Here is a 22,244-nt window from a genome sequence, read left to right on the forward strand (position 1 = left end):
TCATGTCGGCCCTGAAATCACTCCGCCTTTTCCAGCGTCTCGTCGGCAAGATCCGCCAGAGCGTCGTCAGGCTGAGTGACTTCACGCTTCGGCTTTACCAGCGGTTCCGGCCGGACGGGCCTTGAATGCAGCATGTCGCGGCCGGCGGTGATGCCCTCCGCTTCCTGGAGCACCAGCCTTGCCTCGTCGCGGCGGCGGATATCGTCCATGATGCCAATGGCTTCATCGCCGTTCACGCCGAGCGCCTCGAGCGTCTTGCGGCCAAAAAGCAGACCCGACTCGAACGTCTCGCGCAGTTCGTAGTCGACCCCCCGCGCGCGCAGTTCCAGCGTGTGCAGGCGGTCGTAGGAGCGCGCGAAGATGCGGGCATTCGGGTATTCGGCATGGACGAGATCGATGATCTTGTCCGTGACCTCCTTTTTCTGCGTGCATACGGCGACGATCTTCGCCTTCTCTATCCCGGCCGCCCTCAAGACGTCGAGGCGTGTTCCGTCGCCGAAATAGATGCGGAAGCCGAATGTGGCCGCCTGACGCACGCGCGCCGCGGAATGGTCGATGATCGTTACGTCGCGGCCGCCGGCGAGCAGGATCTGCGAGGCGATCTGGGCGAAGCGGGAAAAACCGATCATCAGCACGTCGGCGCCGGCGCCGGCACCCTCGAAATCCTCTTCGATTTCCTCGGCCAGTTCGTCCTGCTTGTGCATCAGCCGCCTGGAGAGCATCGCAGCCACCGGCGTCAGCGCCATGGAGAGCGTGACGATTGCGACGAGCAGCGAGGAGGTGGCTTGCGAGAAGACGCCGGCCGCAGCGGCTGCGGTAAAGAGCACGAAGCCGAATTCGCCCCCCTGCGGCAGAAGCAGGCCGATGCGGACGGCGTCGTTATGGCGTGAGCCGGTAGCCCGGCACAGTCCATAAAGGACCAGACTCTTCACCAGCATCAGCACGGGCACTGCGATGATGATGCTCAGCAGGTTCTCCGCCACCACCTGGAGCTCGAGCGACAGGCCGACCGCCATGAAGAAAAGCGCCTGGAGGATACCGCGGAAAGGCTCGATGTCGGCCTCCAGCTCGTGGCGATAGGACGATTCCGCCAGCAATACGCCGGCAAGGAAGGCGCCCATCGCCATGGAAAGGCCGGCGAGCTGCATCATCGTCGCCGCGCCCATGACGACGAGAAGCGCGGCTGCGATCATGACGTCGCGCGCCCCCGTGCGCGCGATCACCTGGAAGAGCGGATTGAGGAGATAACGACCGGCGGCGAAAAGCGCGGCCACGGCGGCGATCGCGATCGCGAAATCCTCGAGCGGCGTGGTTGTGTCCTCCGGCGCTTGCGCCGCCATCAGCGGAATGATGGCAAGCAGAGGCACGATCGCCAGGTCCTGGAGCAGGAGAATCGAGAAGGCGCGTTGGCCGTAGCGCGTGTTGGTATCGTTGTTTTCCTCCAGGATCTGCATGGCGAAGGCCGTGGAAGAAAGCGCCAGGCCGAACCCGGCGACGATGCTGCCGGCGCCTTCGAGAAGACCGCTGAACGCGATCAGGAACGAAAGAACGAGGCCGGTGATCACGACCTGCGCCGTACCGAGACCGAAAATGTCGCGCCGCATCTGCCACAGCCGCGACGGTTTCAGCTCGAGGCCGATGATGAACAGCAGGAAGACGACGCCAAGTTCCGAGACATGCAGGATCTCTTCGCCTTCCGTGATTTGCTGGGCGACGGGACCGATCAGGATGCCGGCGGCGAGATAGCCGAGGATGGTGCCGAGCCCGAGACGCTTGAACAGCGGCGCTGCGATCACGGCGCCGGCAAGCAGCATGAGCGCCTGCGAATAGATTATCGTTGTCGTTTCCATGCTCGGTGCTTCCGCTATAACGGCCGGGGGGCCCGTGGGGGAGGGCTTGTTCGGCCGGATATCATTTTGCTGCTGGGGCGGGAATCACGATGATGCCCTTGATGCATGCTTCAGTGCACAATAAATGGGACAGGAATGAAAGGCCAAAATCATGTCTGAGACGATCGATTCCGCCGTCCTCGAGCAACGCGCCGCCGAGCTTGTCGATCAGGCCCGCCGCGCCGGCGCGGATGCCGCAGATGCCGTGGTGGTGCGTGGCCGCTCCCGTTCCGTTTCGGTGCGGCTCGGCAAGGTGGAGGCGACGGAAGCTTCCGAGAGCGACGATTTCTCGCTCAGGGTCTTTGTCGGGCGGCGCGTCGCCAGCGTTTCCGCCAATCCGGGCTTCGATTTGAAGGTCCTGGCAGAGCGTGCGGTGGCGATGGCCAAGGCGTCGCCCGAGGATCCTTACGCTTCGCTCGCCGACCCCGATCGCCTGGCGAAGTCCTATCCGGATCTCGAACTTTTCGACAGTCGCGACGTATCGACCGAAGCACTCACGGAGGCGGCGCTCGCCGCCGAAGGGGCCGCGCTTTCGGTCGCCGGCGTCACCAATTCCAGCGGGGCCGGCGCATCGGCCGGCATGGGCGGGCTCGTGCTCGTCACGTCTCATGGTTTTTCCGGCTCCTATATGGCCACCCGTTTCGGCTGCTCCGTCAGCGCGATCGCCGGCGAAGGCACCAAAATGGAGCGCGACTATGATTTCGACAGCCGCCTCTATTTCGATGAGCTCCGCACTGCCGAGGATATCGGCCGCGTCGCCGGCGAGCGGGCGGCGGCCCGCGTCAATCCCCGCCGCGTCGCGACGCAGAAGAACGTTACGGTGGTTTTCGATCCGCGCGTCGCACGCGGCTTCGTCGGACACCTGGCGGGAGCCATCAACGGCGCGTCGGTTGCCCGCAAGACGAGCTTCCTGCGCGACATGATGGGCAAGCAGATCATGAAATCGGGCATTGCCGTTACCGACGATCCGTTGATCGTCCGCGGCGCCTCCTCGCGTCCTTTCGACGGGGAGGGGGTCAGCGGCTCGAAACTGTCGATGGTCGAGAATGGCGTGCTGCGCCATTGGTTCCTGTCCACGTCCGCAGCCAGAGAGCTCGGCCTCGAAACCAACGGGCGCGGCGTTCGCGGCGGGCCGGCGGTCAGCCCGGCCTCTACCAATCTCGCCCTCGAGCCCGGCTCCATCTCGCGCGATGACCTGATCCGCGGCGTCGGCACCGGCTTCTATGTCACCGAACTCATCGGCCAGGGTGTCAACATGGTGACGGGCGAATATAGTCGCGGCGCCTCCGGCTTCTGGATCGAAAACGGCGAAATTCTCTATCCCGTTTCCGAAGTCACGATCGCCTCCAACCTCAAGCAGATGTTCATGGCGCTGACGCCGGCCGACGACATCGACAGGAAGTTCGGCATCGCCGCGCCGACGCTTGCGGTTGAAGGGATGACGCTCGCGGGAACATGAATGTGGGCGGCGCGTTGCACTAAGCGCCGCGTGTAAGGATTTGCATGTCAGAAACAGCCCTTTCGATCCTCCCGGCCTGGGACGAGGACCTCGAACTCATTCTTACTGCTGCAGTCGCGGCGGGCGACACTGCGCTCGGCTATTTCCGCAAGACGCTGGACGTCCGCTGGAAAAATGAGGGCCGTTCCCCGGTGAGCGAGGCCGACCTCGCCGCCAACGACATCCTCAAGGGGCGGCTGCTCGCTGCACGGCCGGACTATGGCTGGCTTTCGGAGGAGACCGACGACGACGAAAGCCGCCTCGTCCGCGAGACCGTCTTTGTCGTCGATCCCATCGACGGCACCCGGGCCTTCATCGCCGGCAAGGATCTCTGGTGCGTCAGCGTCGCCATCGTCCACCGTGGCCAGCCTGTGGCCGGCGTTCTCTATGCGCCCTCCCTCAACGAGATATTCCAGGCGACCCGCGATGGCGAAGCGCGGAAGAACGGCAAGGCGATTGCCGTGCGGGAGGCGGAATCCGGCGCGGTGCTGAAGGTGGCGGCGGCCGAGGATGTCATGGGCAGGCTGGCATTACCCTATCGCAACACGATGATGCGCGTCTCGCACGTACCGTCGCTCGCCTATCGTCTTGCGATGATCGCGGATGGCCGCATCGACGGTACGATCGTCAAGCGGAATTCGCACGACTGGGATTTAGCCGCCGCCGACCTCATCCTTTCGCGCGCCGGCGGGGCGCTTTGCGGTCTCGATGGCGAGCCCCTGTCCTACAACCGCCCGACTGTCACCCACGGCGTTCTGGGGGCCGCCTCGGGAACCGCGCTGCCGGCATTGCTCGCCGCCTCCAGGCCGCTTGAGCCCCATTGACCTTTAGGGGCGAATGCCGCAAACCACCCCAACACCAATAAGAACACAGATGGAACTTCGATGGCTCACGACTCCGAGAAAAAACAACGGCTGCACCTCGTCTTCGGCGGCGAACTGGCGACGCTAACCGGCGTGCAGTTTCGCGACCTCGAAAATTTGGATATCGTCGGCATCTTCCCGGACTACGAGAGCGCGCATGTCGCCTGGAAAGCCAAGGCCCAGATGACCGTCGACAATGCGCATATGCGCTACTTCATCGTCCACATGCATCGCCTGCTCGATCCGGAAGCGAAGTAATGCCGTCGGCGTCGGACGCGGCGGAGGGCAAGCGTTCATGAGCAGCCTGCGCGCAAGGCTGGCACTTTCCGGCTATCGCTGGCTCGGAACGGCCGTCTATCCCTTCTTCTGGTCCTATCTTGCGCTCCGCGCGGCGAAGGGCAAGGAGGACCCGGCACGCCGGCGCGAACGCTATGGCTATGCCAGTGCGCCGCGTCCCCAGGGCCCTCTCGTCTGGTTTCACGCCGCCAGTGTCGGAGAGACGAATGCAGTCACTCCGCTGATTAAGGAGATCCGCCGCCGCGGCATCGCCGTGGTGCTGACCACCGGTACCACGACCTCGGCGCGGGTCGCTGCAGAGCGATTGGGCTCGGCCGTCGTGCACCAGTATGTGCCGCTCGATTTCAAGCCGGCGGTGAGCCGTTTCCTGGAATATTGGCAGCCGGATCTGGCGATCATCGCAGAATCGGAAATCTGGCCGATGACGATCATCGAGCTCGGCCGGCGCCATATTCCGCAGGTTCTGGTCAATGGACGCCTTTCCGACCGCACCTTCGCCCGATGGAGGCGCCGGCCGTCGCTTGCCGATGCTCTCTTCGAAAATCTCGCGCTCGTCATCGCTCAGTCCGATGTCGACGCGGAGCGTTTCCGCACGCTCGGTGCGCTCCCGGTCACCGTCTCCGGCAACCTCAAGGTGGACAACGAGGCGCCGCCGCACGATCCCCGGGACCTGCGCGAATACCGCCAGCAGATCGGTGCCCGAAAGACCTGGGCTGCAATCTCGACCTTCGAGGGTGAGGAGAATGCGGCCGGGACCGTCCACCAGGCGCTGAAGGAGAGAACCGGCCTGCTTACGATCATCGTTCCTCGCCATCCGGAGCGTTGCGACGCGATCGAGGCTGCCCTGGTCGCGAAGGGGTTGAAGGTCGCGCGCCGCACGCGCGGCGATCCGGTCACACCTGAAGTCGACATTCTACTCGGCGATACGATCGGCGAGATGGGGCTCTATCTGAGGCTGACGGAAGTCGCTTTCGTCGGACGTTCGCTATTCGCCGAGGGCGGCCAGAACCCGCTCGAGCCGGCAATGCTCGGCTGCGCGGTGCTTTCCGGCGGAAACGTGCAGAATTTCCGCGAGACCTACCAGATGCTCGCCAAGAACGGCAGCGCCAAGATCGTGCGCGATACGGAGATGCTCGCCAAGGGTGTCAACTACCTGCTCGCCAACGACGACATGCGTCGCTCGATGATCGATGCCGGACTCGAAACCGTGCAACAGATGCGGGGCGCGCTGACGGCGACGATGAAGGGGCTCGATCCCTACATCAACCCGCTGGTGGTGAAGGCGCGGCTGGAGCCGCGCCCGGAAGCCTGAAAACCGAAGCCTGAAGCCTCGATTCTGGAAGGGATCATGCCCGCAACGAAACCGATCGCCGGCATATTGTTCGACAAGGACGGCACCCTTCTCGATTATGTGAAGAGCTGGGTGCCGGTGAATTACGAGCTGGCGCGGATCGCCGCCAAGGGAAACGAGAGCCTCGCGCGTGTCCTCCTTCAGGCGGGCGGGATGGATCCGGACACAGGACATGTCGTTCCCGACAGCCTGCTTGCGGCCGGCAATACGGTGGAGATTGCCACCGGCATGGTCGGCGCCGGCGCGCCGTTTACCGTGGGAGAATTGACGGCGCTGTTCGACGGGCTCTTTGCACAATCCGCGCATTATGCCGTGCCCGTGACCGATCTCGCTTCCTTTTTTGCCGGGTTGCACGCGAAAGGTTACCGGCTCGGCGTCGCCTCGAGCGACAACGAGCGGTCGATCCGGGAGACCGCCAAGCGCTTCGGCTTCGAGGACTACCTGCATTACGTCGCCGGCTACGACAGCGGCTTTGGGATAAAGCCGGAGCCCGGCATGGTGCTCGGGTTTTGTGCCGCAACGGGGCTTGCACCCGACCAGGTGGCCGTGGTCGGCGACAACAATCACGACATGCATATGGGCCGCAGTGCCGGCGTCGGCATGACGGTTGCCGTCTTGACCGGCACGGGATCGCGCCAGTCGCTTGCCGCGGCTTGCGACCACTGCCTCGCCGATATCACCGAGCTGGAAGCGGTGCTCACCAACTGATCGGCTTGCCTTTTTCTCCGTTCTGACGTTCTTTGTCGCCGGTCACACCGCTCACGGCCGATGCCGGCGGCGGAAAGTTCTGGATTTGCCCTTCCTGCCCCCGAGGTGCAGGAGCGGCCGCACGGATATTTACGGGTAAAGATGGTATCAGAAGCGCCCCCGTTCTGGTGGACCAAGGCCGACTGGCGCGCCTACGCTCTTTGGCCCTTTTCCTGGGTCTACGGCCGGATTGCCGGGATGCGCATGGACCGGGCGCGGCGGGCGACCTCCGCCGTACCGCTGATCTGCATCGGCAACTTCACCGTCGGCGGAGCCGGAAAGACGCCGACGGCGATCGCGATTGCGCGGGCCGCCAGGGCACGGGGCCTGAAGCCCGCTTTCCTGAGCCGCGGTTATGGCGGGTCGCTGGACGTCACGACCGTGGTCGACCCCGAGCACCATCGCGCGCGCGATGTCGGCGACGAGCCGCTGCTGCTTGCCCGCGAGGCGCTCACGGTGATCTGCCGCCGCAGAGTGGATGGCGCACGCAAGCTTGCCGCGGAAGGCGCTGACATCATCATCATGGATGACGGATTCCAGAGTGCCCGGCTCGTCTTCGATTTCGCCCTTCTCGTGGTCGATTCCGGCCGCGGTATCGGCAACGGCCATCTCGTGCCTTCCGGCCCCGTTCGGGCGCCGATCGGCAATCAGCTGCGCCATGCCAACGCTCTCCTGAAACTCGGCCACGGTTCCGCCGCCGATCCTCTCGTCCGCCGGGCGGCCCGGGCCGGCAAGCCCGTCTATGTGGCCGAAACGGTGCGCACGGATGCAAGGTCGCTCGACGGCGTCAAGGTCCTTGCCTGGGCCGGAATTGCCGATCCGGAGAAGTTCTTCAACACCGTTCGCGAGACCGGCGCGGTCATCGAAGAGACCCGGAGCTTCCCGGATCACCATCATTTCTCCGAGGACGAGATTGCCGACCTAATCGACCGCGCCGCAAGCCGGGGCTACACGCTGGTGACCACGGCCAAGGACATGGTCCGTCTGGAGCCCGGCCACGGGCGGGCAGGGGAACTCGCGGCAAAGAGCCGCGTGATCGAGATCGAAGTGCGCTTCGACGATCCGGCAGCGCCGGGAAAGATCATCGACGCGGCACTTGCCTCCGCCCGTGCCCGCCGATTGCGCGAGCGTAGGGCGGGCTAATGCTGGTCACGGAGGGCATCGTGCTGGGAAGGCAAAGTTGCAGATATGGTCGCCGACGGGGATGAAGCTTCCGGTGTTCATTACGGCAAGCGGGCGAAGGGCTGTCAGAAGAGTGAAGTGCTCTATGGCTGCTGACCCGGCAAAACGCCGGCGCGTCGGTCAGCCTCGAGCGAGGCGGCAGCATCCACGTAAGCTTCCTGGCGGGCGACACTCCAGTAACGCAGTTCATCGACCGGGACGGGCTTGCCCGTAACGGCACAGATCACGTGCGAGCCGGCAAGTACGACTTGGAAGTCTCCGTCGAGATAGCGGATCTTCGCCTCCCGGGAGGAGCTTCCTTCAAAACGGTTCATCATGCCTGAACGGGCCTCGTCTTCTCGTGAACGTCCTGATCTATCGTGGCGCTCTGCAAAAAACCAGCGGTTTCGGAATATGGTTCCGGCAGGTTCTCAACTCCGCCCGAAAAGCCGCTCGATGTCGGCGAGCTTGAGTTCGATATAGGTCGGCCGGCCGTGATTGCATTGCCCGGAGCCGGGCGTCGCCTCCATCTGGCGAAGCAGGGCGTTCATCTCCTCGGTGCGCAGGCGGCGGCCGGAGCGCACGGAGCCGTGGCAGGCCATGGTGGCGGCCAGATATTCGAGCCGCCCTGCAAGTCCACCGGCCGTGTCCCATTCCGCAAGCTCGTCGGCAAGCTGCCGCACCAGTCCGGCGGCGTCCATCTCGCCGAGCATTGCCGGCGTTTCGCGGACGGCGACCGCCGCCGGGCCGAAGCGCTCGATGGCCAGCCCGAGCCGCGTGAACTCCTCGGCATGCGCCATCAGCCGGTCGCAATCGTCTTCCGGCAGGCCGACGATCTCCGGGATGAGCAGTGCCTGCGCGGGCACCGGGCGGGCATGGAGCGCCGTTCGCATCGTCTCGAAGACGAGCCGCTCATGGGCGGCGTGCTGGTCGACGATGACGAGCCCGTCGTGGGTCTGGGCGACGATATAGTTTTCGTGAAGCTGGGCGCGGGCGGCACCAAGCGGGAAGGAGGCCGCCTGTCCATCGGTCGCCCGCGTCGCCTCCACGGCGGCGGCAGCGCTGCGGGCCGACGGCTGGGCGAAATCAGAGAAGGCCGCCTGGGGTGCTTCTGCAAAACCGCGCGCGGCCTCGTCGAAGCGCAGCGGCCGATAGGGCGAGGCGGCTGCACTCCAGGGTTCCTGCGGCCTTTGCTGGCCTGCCCGGTGGAACTCGGGGCGGAAGGCGCGCATCAATCCATGCGCCCCGGTCGTCGCCGCCCGGTCGCCCTCACGCGTCAACGCCTCGCGGATGGCGCCGATGATCAAGCCGCGGATCAGTCCGGGATCGCGGAAGCGCACGTCCGATTTTGCCGGATGGACATTGACGTCAACAAGAGCCGGATCGAGCGTGATCGACAGCACCGCGATCGGGTAGCGCCCCTGCGGGATGGTCTCGGCATAGGCGGCGCGGAGAGCGGACATGATCAGCTTGTCCTGGACCGGGCGGCCGTTGACGAAGGCATATTGCTGAAGCGAATTGCCGCGGTTGAAGGTCGGGACACCGGCAAAGCCCGTCAGCCGCGCACCCTCGCGCTCGGCGTCGATCTCGATGGCATTGTCGCGGAAGTCGCGGCCGAGCACTTGCGCCATCCGTGCCAGCCGGTCGTCGCCCGTTGCGGGGAATTCGAGCGTCGTGCGATCGGAGCCGGAAAGCACGAAACGCACTCTCGGAAAGGCGATCGCCATACGCCGGACGACTTCCGAGATCGCAGCCGCCTCGGCCTTTTCCGACTTCATGAATTTCAGCCGCGCCGGGGTCGCGAAGAAGAGGTCGCGCACCTCGACCACGGTGCCTACGATAGCGGCCGACGGGCGTGCGGGTTCGCTCCTGCCGCCGGTGACCGTGATCGCCGCGCCTTCCCGGGCCTCCGCCGTCCTCGTGGTGATCGACAGGCGCGCCACCGATCCGATCGAAGGCAGGGCTTCGCCGCGGAAGCCGAGCGTCCGGATATCGGCGAGGCTGTCATCGAGCTTGGAGGTGCAATGGCGGCGGATCGCCAGTTCGAGATCGGCCGGCGACATGCCGATGCCGTTGTCGGTGACCCTGAGGAGCGTCTTGCCGCCACCGGCGGTCGCGATCTCGATCCTGGTCGCGCCCGCATCGAGCGCGTTCTCGATCAATTCCTTCGCGGCGCTCGCCGGTCGTTCGATGACCTCGCCGGCGGCGATCTGGTTGATGAGCGTTTCGGAAAGTTGCTTGATGGCCATGTCCTATTTTCCAGGATTCGGAGAGGGAGGGAAAGCCCCGCGCTCACACTTCTCCATAGCTGTCGGCCGGTACCTGCAAAAAGCAGGATTGCGACTTAATCGGGCTTTAACGTTCTGCTGCAATTTTCCACAGCAACCTGAATGATCGTCGGGTTTTTGCCTCTGGAGCACCGCGGCGTTGCTGGACGCCGCCCGCATCCCTTCAAGGATGCCCCAAAGGCGGCCAGCATGTCCCGAAATGAAACCGCTGCTGATCGGTTCGCCGGACCGTAACCGGGCCGGGAAGGCCGTTCAGCAGTCAGAGTGCTACAGCACCCGTTATGCGTCCGAGGACGGCTGGCGCTGTAGCGGGAACGAGGGCAGCGCGATGAATGATGTGGCGTCGGGCGGCGCAGACATCAGCAGGATCATTCTGGAGGCAAGCGGCGAAACGCTTGGCGCCGCCTTGCTCGTTTTCGGCCGGGACGACACCATCACCTTCGCGAGCGCCTCGATACTGCAATTTTTCCCCGTGCCCGCCGGCATGCTGGTTCCCGGGACGCGGCTGCGCGATTTTTTGGGGGCGGTCTACGATACCGGCGTGCGCCCCGGAACCTTGCCGGAGTCCAGCCGGCACAGGCCGAACCGCGAAGACTGGATCGCCGAGCAGATGGCGCTTCACTGGCGGGAGCGCTACGAAAATGTCGAACGGGCCGGCCGGACGCGCTGGCTCTCTCTGCGTCAGCGGCGGCTGTCGAGCGGTATCGGTATTCTCGCCGTCAGCGATGTCTCCGAACAGAAGAAGCGCGACGAGCAGGCGCGGACCGATCTCCAGCGGATCGCCCTGACGGAAGAGATCCTCAACGCTCAACCCAATCCCATCTGCGTCAAGGACCGTAACCTCCACTACATCGCCGTAAACAAGGCCTTCAGCGCCATTCACGATCTCGCGCCGGACGCCATGCTCGGACGTTCCGCCTCGGATCTCGTAGAAACGGAGCTTGCGGAGCACTTCGAACGGTCGGATCGCCACGTCCTGGAGACAGGCACGCCGTATTCGGAGGCGGAGCATATCGTTCGCGCCGACGGCAGCGACCTTTGGGTCGTGACGCGCAAATATCGTGTCGGCCTGCCCGACCGCCATTTCGTCGTCACCTGCATGAACGACGTCACCGATATCGCCGTCTGGTATGGCGGCTCGGAAAAGGGCGGCGACACCGGCCTGCAGATCCGCGACTACAGCATCTTCACGCCCGCGCAGAATTTCTACGATCCCTTCCGGTCGCTCGACATGCAGCAACTCGCCAGTGCCGGATCGAAGATCGGCATGCTGCCGGCACGCGGGTTGCGCGTGCTTCTGGCGACCGCCGACCGGGAAATGGAAGAGCGATTCCTGGCGCGGCTGCTCGGCTCCGGGCTCGACGCCTGTGCGGTCCGCAATGGCGAGGAGCTCGACGCCTTCGCGCTGGCCGCCGAGGCCCGCGGATTGGAGATCGACCTTCTTCTGCTCGACGCCGCTTTTCCGGAGAAGCATGGCGTCCTCGCCTCCTGGCGCGCCTGCACATGGGTCGAGGTATCGAGCGATACGGATGCGACGATCCTGCTTGCGGAGATCTTCGGCGTCTGTGCCCGCGGCGCGCGCTCTCCGTTGCTGCAGTCCGAATGGGGGATTGCGCTCGACCGCGATCAGGTGCCCGCGACGAATGCGCCGGCGGTGGAAGTCCTCGTCGCGGAGGACAACCAGGTCAACCAGTTCGTCTTCGCGCAGATTCTGGAGGGGCTCGGAATCTCCCACCGGATCGCCGCGGATGGAAGAGAAGCGGTGGACCTCTGGCACGAACTCCAGCCCGCCCTGGTCCTGATGGACGTCTCCATGCCGGTGATGAACGGCTTTGAAGCCGCTATTGCCATTCGACAGGCCGAGAAGCGCACGGGCCGTCGCACGCCGATCGTGGCCGTGACCGCCCAGGCGCTCGATATCGACCTCGAGCGCTGCAGGACATCGGGAATGGACGACCACATCATGAAGCCGGTCAGCCCGGATATGATCGAGATGCTGCTGCGGAAATACCTGCCGGCGGGTGAAACGCGCGCTTCGGGTTCTGTTCGGAGCGGATCGCAATGACATTGCAGGAACTCGGTATCGATCGGCCGAAGCGGGACAGTGCGCATGGCGCCCCGTTCGTCGATCCATTGACCGAGCTCGGCAATGCACGCCACCTCAAGGAAACCGTTTGCACCCTCGCGGCCGAACGGGCAAGCGATCCTGCACCCTTTACCATCGGCCTTGCAAACCTGGATGGATTCAAGCCGATCAACGACCTCTTCGGCCCTGAGGCCGGCGACCAGATCCTGCGCCAGGTGGCACACCGGCTGAAGGCCTGCGTTCCCGAGGGCGCGACGGTGACGCGTACCGCGGATGACGAATTCGCCATCGTCCTGCCGCTGGTCTTTGAACGAAGGAGTGCGGAGAAGCGCGGCCAGATGCTCAAGGAAGTGCTCTCCTCGCCCTTCGCGCTCGGCGACCGGAACGTTCGGCTGTCGGCCTCGTTCGGCTTTGCTGTCTATCCCTTTGCCGGAGACACGTTCGACGACCTGTTGAAGAGCGCCGATACCGCGCTCTACCGCTCGAAACGGCGCGGCCGCGGACAGATCACCGTCTATTCGCAAGAGATCGCACAGGAGATGAAGCACGCGACGCAGCTTGAGCAGGCACTGCGCAACGCGATCATCGCCGGTGGGATCGATGTCCACTTTCAACCGATCGTCGATCTGCGCAGCGACCGTCCGGTGGGCTTCGAGGCGCTGGCACGCTGGTGCGACGCCGACCTCGGCTATGTCTCGCCAGCGGTGTTCGTGCCTTTCGCGGAAGAGCGCGGCTTCATCGACGCGCTTTCCGAGATGCTTCTGCGCAAGGCGGCGCGGGCTGCCCTGTCCTGGCCGGAGGACCTCTTCCTGTCCTTCAACCTGTCCTCGGTCCAGCTGATGGATCCGGCGACGAGCGCTCGGCTTCTGGCAATCATAGCTCAGGTGGGCCTCGACCCCCGGCGCCTCGAACTCGAGATCACCGAGACCGCTGCGATGGCCGACGCCGGCACCGCCCAGAGGATCGTCACCGAATTGAGAGCGGCCGGCGTGCGCGTGTCGCTGGACGATTTCGGAACGGGTCAGTCGAGCCTCGGGCGGCTCAGGGATTTTTCCCTCGACAAGGTGAAGATAGACCGGACCTTCGTTTCGGGGATTTCCACCGACCGGACTTCAGAACATATCGTCAAGGCGATCGTTTCGATGTGCGAGGGACTGGAACTCGCCGTGGTCGCCGAAGGCATCGAGCATTCATCCGAGGCGCTGAAGCTCAAAGCGCTCGGCTGCGGCCTGGGACAGGGCTATTTCTACGGCAAGCCCGCCGATGCCGATGCGACCCTGCGTTACCTTTCGGAGCATTATCGGGATACGGCGGTGCGCTGAAGCGCCTCATGCCCGCTCGCGGTGTCGGTCCCCGGACGGTCGCGCAGGCCCTCCTCCAAAAGCCAGTCGCGAATGCGCCGCGCCTGACTGTTGAGTTCGCGTGACCGCGGCCAGACGACGTAGAAGGCCTGGCCCGTCCGCAGCACATGCCCGCCGACCGGCACCAGCGCGCCGGAGCGCACCTGTCGGGCGGTCAGATGCTCCCAGCCGAGCGCGATGCCCTCTCCCGCCAGAACGGCCTGGATCACGAGCACGTAATCGTTGATCGCGAGGCGCTTGCCTTGGGTCGGGTAGGCAAGGCCCGCACTCGCGAACCATTCGGTCCAGTCGCAGGCCCGCCTTACCGGTTCTTCGAGGTGGATGAGATTGTGCCTGATGAGGTCCGCGGGCGTTGCCGGCAGCCCATGCGTCTCGATATAGGCCGGTGTCGCCACGGCCTGAATGACTTCATCGGCCAGCACCGCCGCATGGTAGCGCGGCCAATGGCTCGGGTCCCCGCCGCGGATTCCGAGCGGGATCGGCTCATCATCCAGATCGAGGTCGCGCACGCTGGTCTGGATACGAAGGTCGATCTCCGGCAGGTCTTCGCGCAGGCGGGCGAGCCGCGGCAGCATCCACATGGAGGCGAAGGCCGTCGAGGCCGCCAGCGTCACGTTGGTCTCGCGCCCCTTGGCGCGGATGTCTTCGGCCGACTTCTGGATCCGCGCGAGGCCGACGGAGACATCCGCGTGAAACTTCTCTCCGGCTTCCGTCAGTTCGACCGCCCGGTGCACCCGGTGGAACAGCGGCACGCCCAGCTGGTTCTCGAGTCCTCGAATGGCGTAGGACACCGCCGCCTGAGTCATTCCGAGCTCACTGGCGGCGCGTGTGAAGTTCTGATGCCGGCCGGCTGCCTCGAAGACGATGAGGCTTGCGGCCGACGGAAGTAGACGGCGCAGGTTTTCCATAAGTACCACTTATATCAAGCGTCGAATTTTTCCTGCGTTACAACAGCCTCTCTCGTCAATACCATCATTGCAAATGATGGGAGATTGATCATGGAAATGGCGGAAGCAACCGGCGAGGCGCCGAAACGGACCCGGAGCGGGCGACCGCAGCGGCGCGAGGGCAGCAAGAATCTCGGTGTCCCCTACATCGTCCGCAATATACCGACCTATGACATCCTCGGCGAGGAGAACCTGGAGCGGATCGAGCGGGTGGCCGACCGCATTCTCGCCGAAGTCGGCATCGAGTTTCGCGACGATCCGGTGGCGCTCGACCACTGGCGGCGCGCCGGGGCAAAAATCGAAGGCCTTCGCGTCAGCTTCGAGCCGGGCATGCTGAAAGAGATCGTCCGCTCGGCGCCGGCGCAATTCACGCAGCACGCCCGCAACCCGGCCCGCAGCGTCGAGATCGGCGGCCGAAACGTGGTTTTCTCTCCGGCATACGGTTCTCCCTTCGTCATGGATCTGGACAAGGGCAGGCGCTACGGCACCATCGAGGACTTCCGCAATCTGGTGAAGCTCGCCCAGTCGAGCCCTTGGCTGCACCACTCCGGCGGCACCATCTGCGAACCGTGCGACGTGCCGGTGAACAAACGCCATCTCGACATGGTCTACAGCCACATAAAATACTCCGATCGCGCCTTCATGGGGTCGATTACCTCGGAGGAACGTGCTGAGGATTCGATCGAAATGGCCCGCATTCTTTTCGGCGCCGATTTCGTCGACGGGAACTGTGTCATTCTCGGCAATGTCAACGTCAACTCGCCGCTCGTCTGGGACGGCACGATGACGAAGTCGCTGCGGGCCTATGCCCGCGCCAACCAGGCCGCGGTGATCGTGCCGTTCATTCTCGGCGGCGCGATGGGGCCGGTCACCAATGCCGGGGCGATCGCGCAATCCTATGCCGAAACGCTTGCCGGCTGTGCACTGACGCAGCTCGAGCGCAAGGGCGCGCCGGTCATCTTCGGCAACTTTCTGTCGTCGATGTCGCTCCGCTCGGGCTCCCCGACCTTCGGCACGCCGGAGCCGGCAATCGGCAGCATGGTCATCGGCCAGCTCGCGCGCCGGCTCGGCCTGCCGTTGCGCTGCGCCGGAAACTTCTCCAACTCAAAGCGCCCGGATGCTCAGGCGATGCAGGAAGGCGTCATGTCGATGCTTTCAGCAGTCCATTGCGGCGCCAATTTCGTCCTGCATTCGGCAGGCTTTGCCGACGGGCTGCTGGCGATGTCCTACGAGAAATTCATGATGGACATGGATTTCTGCGGGGCACTGCATTCCTACCTTGCCGGCGTCGTTGTCGATGACAATACGCTGGCCATGGACGCCTTCCTGGAGGTTGGTCCGGGCAGCCACTTCCTTGGCTGCGGCCACACGATGCGCAATTATCAGACCGCCTTCTGGGACAGCGCCCTTTCCGACAACGAACCATTCGAGAAATGGGTGGAACAGGGCGAAACCGACATGGCGCTGCGCGCGAACAGGAGCTGGAAAAAGGCTCTCGCCGAATACGAGGCGCCGCCCTTGGATGCGGCAATCGACGAGGCGCTGAACGACTATGTCGCAACGCGCAAAAACGGCATGGCCGACGCCTGGTATTAGAGCCTCCCGCCGCGTCGCCACCCGACGACGGAAAGCGGCGCCATGGGCGCCGCTCCAGTCGTTCGTTTTTAGAGCCTACGGCTTACTGCTGAGGGGCAGGTTCCGCAGGCGCCGGTGCCGGGGTCGTACCCGTTGCGGAAGTCGTCGACGTATCGACCGGCTGGTCGGCGTTACGCTCGGCCATCAGCTGCGATTTCGTCTTGAACTCCGGTGCGGCCTTCAGAGAGTCGGCCGTTTCGGTGGTCGTCAGCTTGATGTCATCCGAGTCGGGCTGGTCGGCGACTGCGATCTTGTCGAACGGAACTGCGACGTTCTTTTCCCCGATACCGAGGAAGCCGCCAACTCCGACGACAGCTGCAGCGATACCGCCTTCCTTCTCGATGATCAGGTCGTTGATCTCGCCGATGCTTTCATCGCTGGCATTGTAGACGGACTGGCCGATATAGGTGTTGGCGGAAACTTGATTCTCCGCCTGCTCGGTCAGGTAGGTGGCGTCACCAGCCGCCATATCGGTCGGCTTGTCTGCCGTATCCGGTGTCTGCGCCTGCTCGTCGGCGGCCGGCGGTGTAGCCGGGGCCGGAGCCGGAGCCGGTTCCATGGTCTGGGTTTCAGGTGCCGTAGCCGGCGGCGTCGTGGTTTGCTGTGCGAAGCTCATCGGGGCAACGGCAACGCCCACGAGAAGCGCGCCAGCGGCAACGGAAGATATAAGTCTCTCTTTCATGTCAGACTGCCTTTCGTTGACGTTGTCGACCAGGACGGAACGAAAGTCTTGTGCGGGTTTCCGCCCGCATCCCGCTCTGGCTCTTTGGTATCGATCACGGCGAAATCACCGTGATCAGGCGCAGCCTCAAGTTGGGCCAGGGATGCTGCGCCGATGACACTCAAGCAACGCCCGGCAACGCAAACTGTTCCGGAAAAAATGAACGCCCAAAGTCGGCTGGCGCAAGGCTTTTCATGCTTGCCGCCCAAAAACAGCTGCGCCGCAGGTTCGGGTGAACATGCGGCGCAGGAACATCGCATAAGAGTTGTCTTCGGGTCGATCGCCTTTCATGATCTCAGAACGAACCGACCTAAGATCATCGTGATCTAGTGGCTTTCGCGGAGAACCTCGCTGCCGCTCTTGCCGACGAGGAAATCGAGGTCCGCGCCCTTGTCGGCCTGCAGCACCGTGTCGTGATAGAGTTTGTAATAGCCGCGATGCCATTTCTGTTCGGGCGGCTGCCAGGCCGCCATGCGGGCCGCCAGTTCTTCCTCGCTGACGAGAAGGTTCAGCTCGCCTTTCAGGGCGTCGAGGCGGATCCGGTCGCCGGTCCTGACGATCGCCAGGGGCCCGCCGGCATTGGCTTCGGGGCTCACATGGAGAACGACGGTGCCGAAGGCGGTGCCGGACATGCGCGCATCGGAGATGCGCACCATGTCGCGCACGCCCTTTTCGACGAGCCTGCGTGGAATCGGCATGTTGCCGACCTCTGCCATGCCGGGATAGCCCTTCGGTCCGCAACCCTTGAGCACGAGGATCGTGTCTTCGGTGACCGGCAGGTCGGGATCATCGATCTTGGCCCTGAGGTCTTCGATCGTGTCGAAGACATAGGCCGGTCCCTCGTGGGCGAGCAGGTGTTCGCTTGCTGCAGACGGCTTGATCACCGCACCGTTGGGCGCAAGATTACCCTTCAGCACGCGAATGCCCGCCGCCGCACGCAACGGGTTGTCGAGCGGGCGGATGACGTCGTCGTTATAGACCTCCGCGGCCTCCCAATATTTGCTGATCGGAACGCCGAAAACCGTCGGTGCGTCGGGATGAAGCAGGTGCTGGATACGGTTCATCACGGCCGGCAGGCCGCCCGCATAGGCGAGATCCTCGATGAGATACTTGCCCGACGGCATGCAGTTGACGATGCAGGGCACCTGACCGCCTACCCGATCGAAATCCTCGAGACAGAGGTCGATACCCGCGCGCCCGGCGATCGCCAGCATGTGGACCACGGCATTGGTCGATCCGCCGACGGCGGCATTGGCGATGATGCCGTTCTCGAAGTTCTCCCTTGTCAGGATTTTCGACAGCCTGAGGTCCTCATGCACCATCTCGACGATGCGCTTGCCGGTCATGTGAGAGAGGGCCATGCGGCGGGCGTCGACCGCGGGCAGGGCGGCGTTCGTCGGAAGCGACAGGCCCATGGCTTCCACGATCGACGCCATCGTCGTCGCCGTGCCCATGGTCATGCAGACACCCGGCGAGCGCGACATGCCGCTTTCGGCGGCCATGAATTCCTGCAGGCTCATTTCGCCGGCGCGCACCGCTTCGGAAAACTTCCAGACATCCGTGCCCGAACCGATATCCTTGCCCTTCCACTTGCCGTTCAGCATGGGGCCGGAGGAAACGACGATCGCCGGCAGGTCGACCGAGGCCGCCCCCATCAGCTGGCCGGGGGTCGTCTTGTCGCAGCCGCCGAGCAGCACGACGCCGTCGATGCCGTAGGCGCGGATAGCCTCTTCGACATCCATTGCGAGCAGGTTGCGGAAGAGCATGGCGGTCGGACGCATCTGCGTCTCCCCGAGCGACGACACCGGAAATTCGACCGGAAAGCCCCCCGCTTCCCAGACGCCGCGCTTCACCCCTTCGGCGAGGATACGCAGATGGCTGTTGCAGGGCGTGAGCTCCGACCAGGTGTTGCATATGCCGATGATCGGCCGGCCGTCGAAAACATGGTCGGGAAACCCCTGATTCTTCATCCAGGACCGATGAATGAAGCCATCCTTGTGCGTGCCGCCGTACCAGTGACGGCTTCTCAGTTCTTTTTTCTTGTCGCTCATCCGAGTACCCCTTCCACCGCGATTCAGCGCAATGGAGCAATTGTATGATTTTTCGCCGGCGCGACGCCAGTCTTTGTTGGTCGGCGGGATTTAAAGTCGGAATGTCGGCTCGAAGCGCCCTTTGACCTCGAACCCGAGCTCGAAGGTTTTCCCGGCATGCGGGTCGGCTGCCCGTGCGGCGTCGTCCATGCCTTGCCAGGCAGAGGTCACCAGAAGCCGTTCGGCCTTGGCGCCGACGAAAGCCGGGCAGCTCGGCTGCGTCGCCGGCACGGCGTAGCGGGCGACCTTCTGGCCGTCGGGTTTATAGACCTCCACGGCGCTTGCGCCCCAGCGGGCGTTCCAGATCAGCCCATCGGCATCGCAGACGGCGCCGTCGACGCCGCCCGGGCTCGTGCTTTCGTCCGAAAGCAGCACCGGATCGCCGGTCGGGAGCGCCGTCGCCGGATCTATGTCGACGCGCATCAGCTGGTTGACGTCGGTGTCGGTGAAATAGGCGGTGGCCCCATCCGGAGAAAAGCAGATCGCATTGGGAATGGTGATGTTGCTATAGAGCTTCGTGACGCGGCTGCCGGCAACGTGGTAGATCGCACCCGCATGCTTCTCGGCGCTGCGCCCCATGGTGCCGATCCAGAGCGCGCCGCAGGGATGGACGCGTCCGTCGTTGGAGCGGTTGCCCGGCTTTTCTTCAAGCGTCGCGAAGTGGCCGAGCTTCGAGCTCTCGGTGTCGCGCACGAAAAGGCCCTGATCCGAGGCGATCAACTGCCGCAAGGGATCGATCACCGCAAGCACGCTGCCGAGGAAGGGCAGGGGATGGATCGCCTTCCGTCCGCTTTCGAGATGAAGCTCATGCAGCTCGCGGCCCGTTATATTGAACCACCAGGCCGTTCCGGTGCCGGGGTCGAAGGTGGGGCCTTCGCCGAGTTCGGACGCGGCTTCCGAAAGGGTGCGGCCGGAAAAGGGAACGAGATCGGTCACTGCTGGCCTCCATAGACGGCATCATAGGCTGCGAGCGTCGCAATCGCCCGCTGTCGCACATCGCCGGCGCTCATTCCGGGCTTGTAAAGGCTCGAACCCAGCCCGAAGCTGCGGATCCCGATCGCTGCATAGTCGGCGAAATTGACCTCCGACACGCCGCCGACCGCCGCGATCTCGAGATCGCCCGGCAGCACCGCGCGGATCGCCGCGATGCCGGAGGGGCCGAGCACGCTTGCCGGAAAGAACTTGAGGCCGCTGGCTCCGGCGGCGGCAGCCGCCAATGCCTCCGTCGGCGTGAAAACGCCGGGCATCGTGACCATGCCTTTCGTTGCGGCAAGTCGGATGACTGCCGGCTCGACATTGGGGCTCACCATCAGCCGCCCGCCGACATCGGCGAGGCGTTCCACCTGGGCCGTCGTCAGCACCGTACCGGCGCCGATAAGGCACCCGGCCGGAGCCATCTTGACGGCCGTCTGGATGGAGCGAAACGGGTCGGGCGAATTCAGCGGGATCTCGATCGCCGTGAAGCCTGTTTCGATAAGGGCGCCGACGACGCCTTCCGCCTCCTCCGGCTTTAGACCGCGCAGGATCGCGATCAGCGGGCGTTCCATCGGGGGCAGGGGGATTCTGTCCATGTTCTTTCTTTCCATCACAAAGGCCAAATCGCACGGGCGGCAGCGGAAAGACCGGCCCGCACCGCCTCGTCGGCGTCGACCGCCCGGACATCGAGGCCCTGGCTTTCGAGGGCAGTACGATAAAGCATGCCGAGCCCACCGGAGCCGACGAGGCATACGCCATCCACCGAGCCCGACCCCGCGAGCGCTCCGGCGATCTCCAGGCCGATCAGGGTCCCGGACAATTGCGCTCTCGCGTCGGCGGCGGCGGTGCCGTGCAGAAGCTGCCCGGCACGAACGGAGAAAAGCAGATTGGTTGCGAGCGCCGGGTTCTCCCTCGTGCGGCTTACTGCATCCGTAAAGGCTGCACTCCCGGCCGCGAAGGTATCCGCTTCTGCCACCGCATGGCTGAGGATGGTGTGGCGTGCGATGGTGTCGAAGAGCTCGCCGGTCATGAAGGTGGAGAAGCCCTCGACCCTATCGTCGGCAAGACGAACCCATTTGCTGTGCGTGCCGGGCATGCAGACGAGATGGCTGCCGGCGCCGAGATGCGCGGCAGCGCCGAGCAGCTGCGTTTCCTCGCCGCGCATGACGTCCGGATGCCGTCGGTCGCGCTGGGCAAGGCCCGGGAGGATGCGGATGTCGCGGTCGACATCGGGAATGGCTGTGGCACGGCCGGCAATCTCGGCGAGTGCTGCCGGCGTTTCGATATACCCGGCCTCCTTCCAGCCCTGTCGGGCGCCTGCCATGCCGCAGATGATGATCGGCAGATGCGCAGGCGCGGAGACCGCGGCGAGATGGCCGTCAAGAATTGTGTGAAAACCGGTCTTTGCGGCCGTCGTCATGCCCTCGGCACTGCGGCGTTCGGCCAGCACCGCACCGTCCTCTCCGATGATCCACAGGCGGAAGCTCGATGTCCCCCAATCCACTGCGGCATAATAGCCTGCCGTCGTCAAAACACGCCTCCATCGATGATCATGGTCTGTGCGGTCATCGCCGCCGAACTGTCCGACGCCAGAAAGAGGCAGGGCCCGACGAGATCATCGGCGACGAGCATGCGCTTGAGGCACTGCCTTTCCTGCATCCGTGCGATCGATTCTTCCGTGAGCCACAAGCGCCGCTGCCGCTCCGTAACGATCATGCCGGGCAGGATCGCGTTGACGCGGATATTGTCCGGTCCGAGCTTGCCGGCGAGCGATTTGGTGAGGCCGATGATCCCCGCTTTGGCGGTCGAGTAGGCGGGGATCTCCGGCATATTGAGCAGGAAGGCGATCGAGGAGAAATTGACGATCGATCCGCCGCCTTGCCGCTGCATGTGGGGCGCGACCGCCTGGCACATGAAAAAGAGATGTCTGAGGTTGACGGAAAGACTTTCGTCCCAGCTCTCCTCAGTCACCGCTTCGAGCGCTTGCCGGTCGTCGCGCGCGGCGTTGTTGACGAGGACACGTACGGAGCCGAGTTTGGCCACCGCCTCATCGGCTGCGGCCCGCACGGCCTCGACATTGCGAAGGTCTGCTTGGATGAAATGCGGCGCCTGTCCGGTCTGCGCCGCGACCTTCTCGCAGAGCGCCAGGCTCGATTCCGCTGCGATGTCCACGAAGGCGACGCGGGCGCCCTGGCGGGCGAACGCCTCTACCAGTGCGGCCCCTATGCCGGAGCCGCCGCCGGTGACCAGAACTCCGCGATCGCGCAGGTCGGGAAACTGGCTGCTCGGCAAAGTCATGGCTTCTCCCCGATACCGCGGCTGCGGGATTGATTGT

The 22,244-nt window shown here is 64.4% G+C and carries 20 protein-coding genes; 10 read left to right on the plus strand and 10 right to left on the minus strand.

The features are described 5' to 3' along the window. Positions 1–17: 17 nt before the first annotated feature. Positions 18–1,850, minus strand: coding sequence for a monovalent cation:proton antiporter-2 (CPA2) family protein (locus tag PZL22_RS22060; RefSeq protein WP_003533687.1), 1,833 nt, complete (start codon positions 1,848–1,850; stop codon positions 18–20). Between the two features lie 151 nt (positions 1,851–2,001). Between PZL22_RS22060 and PZL22_RS22065 the strand changes: the two genes are divergently transcribed. The 6 genes from PZL22_RS22065 to lpxK all read left to right on the plus strand — a co-directional run bounded on the left by PZL22_RS22065 (position 2,002) and on the right by lpxK (position 7,788). Beyond that, a complete protein-coding gene (locus PZL22_RS22065; protein WP_284718564.1) occupies positions 2,002–3,348 on the plus strand; it encodes a TldD/PmbA family protein in 1,347 nt (448 codons plus the stop codon). 44 nt (positions 3,349–3,392) lie between these two features. Beyond that, the gene (locus tag PZL22_RS22070; protein ID WP_003533685.1) at positions 3,393–4,211 is read left to right on the plus strand and encodes a 3'(2'),5'-bisphosphate nucleotidase CysQ; all 819 of its coding nucleotides are present in this window, start codon (positions 3,393–3,395) and stop codon (positions 4,209–4,211) included. Positions 4,212–4,271: 60 nt separating this feature from the next. Further along, positions 4,272–4,508, plus strand: coding sequence for a DUF4170 domain-containing protein (locus tag PZL22_RS22075; RefSeq protein ID WP_003533684.1), 237 nt, complete (start codon positions 4,272–4,274; stop codon positions 4,506–4,508). Positions 4,509–4,545: 37 nt separating this feature from the next. Beyond that, positions 4,546–5,859, plus strand: a complete 1,314-nt coding sequence (gene waaA, locus PZL22_RS22080) for a lipid IV(A) 3-deoxy-D-manno-octulosonic acid transferase (protein WP_003533683.1) — start codon at positions 4,546–4,548, stop codon at positions 5,857–5,859. Between the two features lie 36 nt (positions 5,860–5,895). Continuing rightward, entirely contained in the window at positions 5,896–6,606 is a 711-nt protein-coding gene (locus PZL22_RS22085; RefSeq protein WP_003533682.1) for an HAD family hydrolase, read from the plus strand. A 141-nt stretch (positions 6,607–6,747) separates the two neighbouring features. Further along, the gene (gene lpxK, locus PZL22_RS22090) at positions 6,748–7,788 is read left to right on the plus strand and encodes a tetraacyldisaccharide 4'-kinase (RefSeq protein ID WP_003533681.1); all 1,041 of its coding nucleotides are present in this window, start codon (positions 6,748–6,750) and stop codon (positions 7,786–7,788) included. A 122-nt stretch (positions 7,789–7,910) separates the two neighbouring features. On the opposite strand, the gene PZL22_RS22095 is transcribed toward lpxK, so the two are convergent. Next, positions 7,911–8,144 (minus strand): DUF2093 domain-containing protein, encoded by a 234-nt coding sequence (locus tag PZL22_RS22095; RefSeq protein ID WP_010968840.1) that lies wholly within the window; start codon positions 8,142–8,144, stop codon positions 7,911–7,913. A 93-nt stretch (positions 8,145–8,237) separates the two neighbouring features. Further along, on the minus strand, positions 8,238–10,055 hold the full coding sequence (gene mutL, locus PZL22_RS22100) for a DNA mismatch repair endonuclease MutL (RefSeq protein WP_003533678.1): 1,818 nt from the start codon (positions 10,053–10,055) through the stop codon (positions 8,238–8,240). Between the two features lie 238 nt (positions 10,056–10,293). Between mutL and PZL22_RS22105 the strand changes: the two genes are divergently transcribed. Both PZL22_RS22105 and PZL22_RS22110 read left to right on the plus strand, forming a co-directional pair. Next, positions 10,294–12,159: a response regulator gene (locus PZL22_RS22105; RefSeq protein WP_003533677.1), complete on the plus strand. Its 1,866-nt coding sequence runs from the start codon at positions 10,294–10,296 to the stop codon at positions 12,157–12,159. After that, complete coding sequence (locus PZL22_RS22110) at positions 12,156–13,502, plus strand: putative bifunctional diguanylate cyclase/phosphodiesterase (protein WP_003533676.1); 1,347 nt, start codon at positions 12,156–12,158, stop codon at positions 13,500–13,502. Before PZL22_RS22105 ends, PZL22_RS22110 begins: the two co-directional genes overlap by 4 nt. Here PZL22_RS22110 and PZL22_RS22115 read toward each other — a convergent pair. Further along, on the minus strand, positions 13,478–14,449 hold the full coding sequence (locus tag PZL22_RS22115) for a LysR substrate-binding domain-containing protein (RefSeq protein ID WP_003533675.1): 972 nt from the start codon (positions 14,447–14,449) through the stop codon (positions 13,478–13,480). The genes PZL22_RS22110 and PZL22_RS22115 overlap by 25 nt on opposite strands. A gap of 90 nt (positions 14,450–14,539) precedes the next feature. Between PZL22_RS22115 and PZL22_RS22120 the strand changes: the two genes are divergently transcribed. After that, positions 14,540–16,084: a trimethylamine methyltransferase family protein gene (locus PZL22_RS22120; protein ID WP_127517021.1), complete on the plus strand. Its 1,545-nt coding sequence runs from the start codon at positions 14,540–14,542 to the stop codon at positions 16,082–16,084. An 82-nt stretch (positions 16,085–16,166) separates the two neighbouring features. Here the strand turns inward: PZL22_RS22120 and PZL22_RS22125 are convergent, their stop codons facing one another. Beyond that, positions 16,167–16,805, minus strand: coding sequence for a PRC-barrel domain-containing protein (locus PZL22_RS22125; RefSeq protein ID WP_003533673.1), 639 nt, complete (start codon positions 16,803–16,805; stop codon positions 16,167–16,169). Between the two features lie 153 nt (positions 16,806–16,958). On the opposite strand from PZL22_RS22125, the gene PZL22_RS22130 reads away from it, so the two are divergent. After that, the gene (locus PZL22_RS22130; protein ID WP_234835783.1) at positions 16,959–17,174 is read left to right on the plus strand and encodes a hypothetical protein; all 216 of its coding nucleotides are present in this window, start codon (positions 16,959–16,961) and stop codon (positions 17,172–17,174) included. Here the strand turns inward: PZL22_RS22130 and PZL22_RS22135 are convergent. The 5 genes from PZL22_RS22135 to PZL22_RS22155 all read right to left on the minus strand — a co-directional run bounded on the left by PZL22_RS22135 (position 17,171) and on the right by PZL22_RS22155 (position 22,207). Next, on the minus strand, positions 17,171–18,895 hold the full coding sequence (locus PZL22_RS22135) for an IlvD/Edd family dehydratase (RefSeq protein WP_284718565.1): 1,725 nt from the start codon (positions 18,893–18,895) through the stop codon (positions 17,171–17,173). The genes PZL22_RS22130 and PZL22_RS22135 overlap by 4 nt on opposite strands. 90 nt (positions 18,896–18,985) lie before the next feature. Then, positions 18,986–19,870, minus strand: a complete 885-nt coding sequence (locus tag PZL22_RS22140; protein ID WP_003533668.1) for an SMP-30/gluconolactonase/LRE family protein — start codon at positions 19,868–19,870, stop codon at positions 18,986–18,988. Beyond that, positions 19,867–20,505: a 2-dehydro-3-deoxy-6-phosphogalactonate aldolase gene (locus tag PZL22_RS22145; protein WP_003533666.1), complete on the minus strand. Its 639-nt coding sequence runs from the start codon at positions 20,503–20,505 to the stop codon at positions 19,867–19,869. Before PZL22_RS22145 ends, PZL22_RS22140 begins: the two co-directional genes overlap by 4 nt. A 14-nt stretch (positions 20,506–20,519) precedes the next feature. Then, on the minus strand, positions 20,520–21,440 hold the full coding sequence (locus tag PZL22_RS22150; RefSeq protein ID WP_003533664.1) for a 2-dehydro-3-deoxygalactonokinase: 921 nt from the start codon (positions 21,438–21,440) through the stop codon (positions 20,520–20,522). Beyond that, positions 21,437–22,207 (minus strand): SDR family NAD(P)-dependent oxidoreductase, encoded by a 771-nt coding sequence (locus tag PZL22_RS22155; protein ID WP_003533662.1) that lies wholly within the window; start codon positions 22,205–22,207, stop codon positions 21,437–21,439. The genes PZL22_RS22150 and PZL22_RS22155 overlap by 4 nt, the downstream gene beginning before the upstream one ends. Positions 22,208–22,244: the final 37 nt, after the last annotated feature.

The organism is Ensifer meliloti (assembly GCF_030064585.1).
GTDB lineage: Bacteria > Pseudomonadota > Alphaproteobacteria > Rhizobiales > Rhizobiaceae > Sinorhizobium > Sinorhizobium meliloti.

Coding starts and splice junctions, on each gene's coding strand:
- PZL22_RS22060 (WP_003533687.1), bottom strand. CDS start 1,850: ATGGAAACGACAACGATAATCTATTCGCAGGCGCTCATGCTGCTTGCC.
- PZL22_RS22065 (WP_284718564.1), top strand. CDS start 2,002: ATGTCTGAGACGATCGATTCCGCCGTCCTCGAGCAACGCGCCGCCGAG.
- PZL22_RS22070 (WP_003533685.1), top strand. CDS start 3,393: ATGTCAGAAACAGCCCTTTCGATCCTCCCGGCCTGGGACGAGGACCTC.
- PZL22_RS22075 (WP_003533684.1), top strand. CDS start 4,272: ATGGCTCACGACTCCGAGAAAAAACAACGGCTGCACCTCGTCTTCGGC.
- waaA (WP_003533683.1), top strand. CDS start 4,546: ATGAGCAGCCTGCGCGCAAGGCTGGCACTTTCCGGCTATCGCTGGCTC.
- PZL22_RS22085 (WP_003533682.1), top strand. CDS start 5,896: ATGCCCGCAACGAAACCGATCGCCGGCATATTGTTCGACAAGGACGGC.
- lpxK (WP_003533681.1), top strand. CDS start 6,748: ATGGTATCAGAAGCGCCCCCGTTCTGGTGGACCAAGGCCGACTGGCGC.
- PZL22_RS22095 (WP_010968840.1), bottom strand. CDS start 8,144: ATGATGAACCGTTTTGAAGGAAGCTCCTCCCGGGAGGCGAAGATCCGC.
- mutL (WP_003533678.1), bottom strand. CDS start 10,055: ATGGCCATCAAGCAACTTTCCGAAACGCTCATCAACCAGATCGCCGCC.
- PZL22_RS22105 (WP_003533677.1), top strand. CDS start 10,294: ATGAAACCGCTGCTGATCGGTTCGCCGGACCGTAACCGGGCCGGGAAG.
- PZL22_RS22110 (WP_003533676.1), top strand. CDS start 12,156: ATGACATTGCAGGAACTCGGTATCGATCGGCCGAAGCGGGACAGTGCG.
- PZL22_RS22115 (WP_003533675.1), bottom strand. CDS start 14,449: ATGGAAAACCTGCGCCGTCTACTTCCGTCGGCCGCAAGCCTCATCGTC.
- PZL22_RS22120 (WP_127517021.1), top strand. CDS start 14,540: ATGGAAATGGCGGAAGCAACCGGCGAGGCGCCGAAACGGACCCGGAGC.
- PZL22_RS22125 (WP_003533673.1), bottom strand. CDS start 16,805: ATGAAAGAGAGACTTATATCTTCCGTTGCCGCTGGCGCGCTTCTCGTG.
- PZL22_RS22130 (WP_234835783.1), top strand. CDS start 16,959: ATGACACTCAAGCAACGCCCGGCAACGCAAACTGTTCCGGAAAAAATG.
- PZL22_RS22135 (WP_284718565.1), bottom strand. CDS start 18,895: ATGAGCGACAAGAAAAAAGAACTGAGAAGCCGTCACTGGTACGGCGGC.
- PZL22_RS22145 (WP_003533666.1), bottom strand. CDS start 20,505: ATGGACAGAATCCCCCTGCCCCCGATGGAACGCCCGCTGATCGCGATC.
- PZL22_RS22155 (WP_003533662.1), bottom strand. CDS start 22,207: ATGACTTTGCCGAGCAGCCAGTTTCCCGACCTGCGCGATCGCGGAGTT.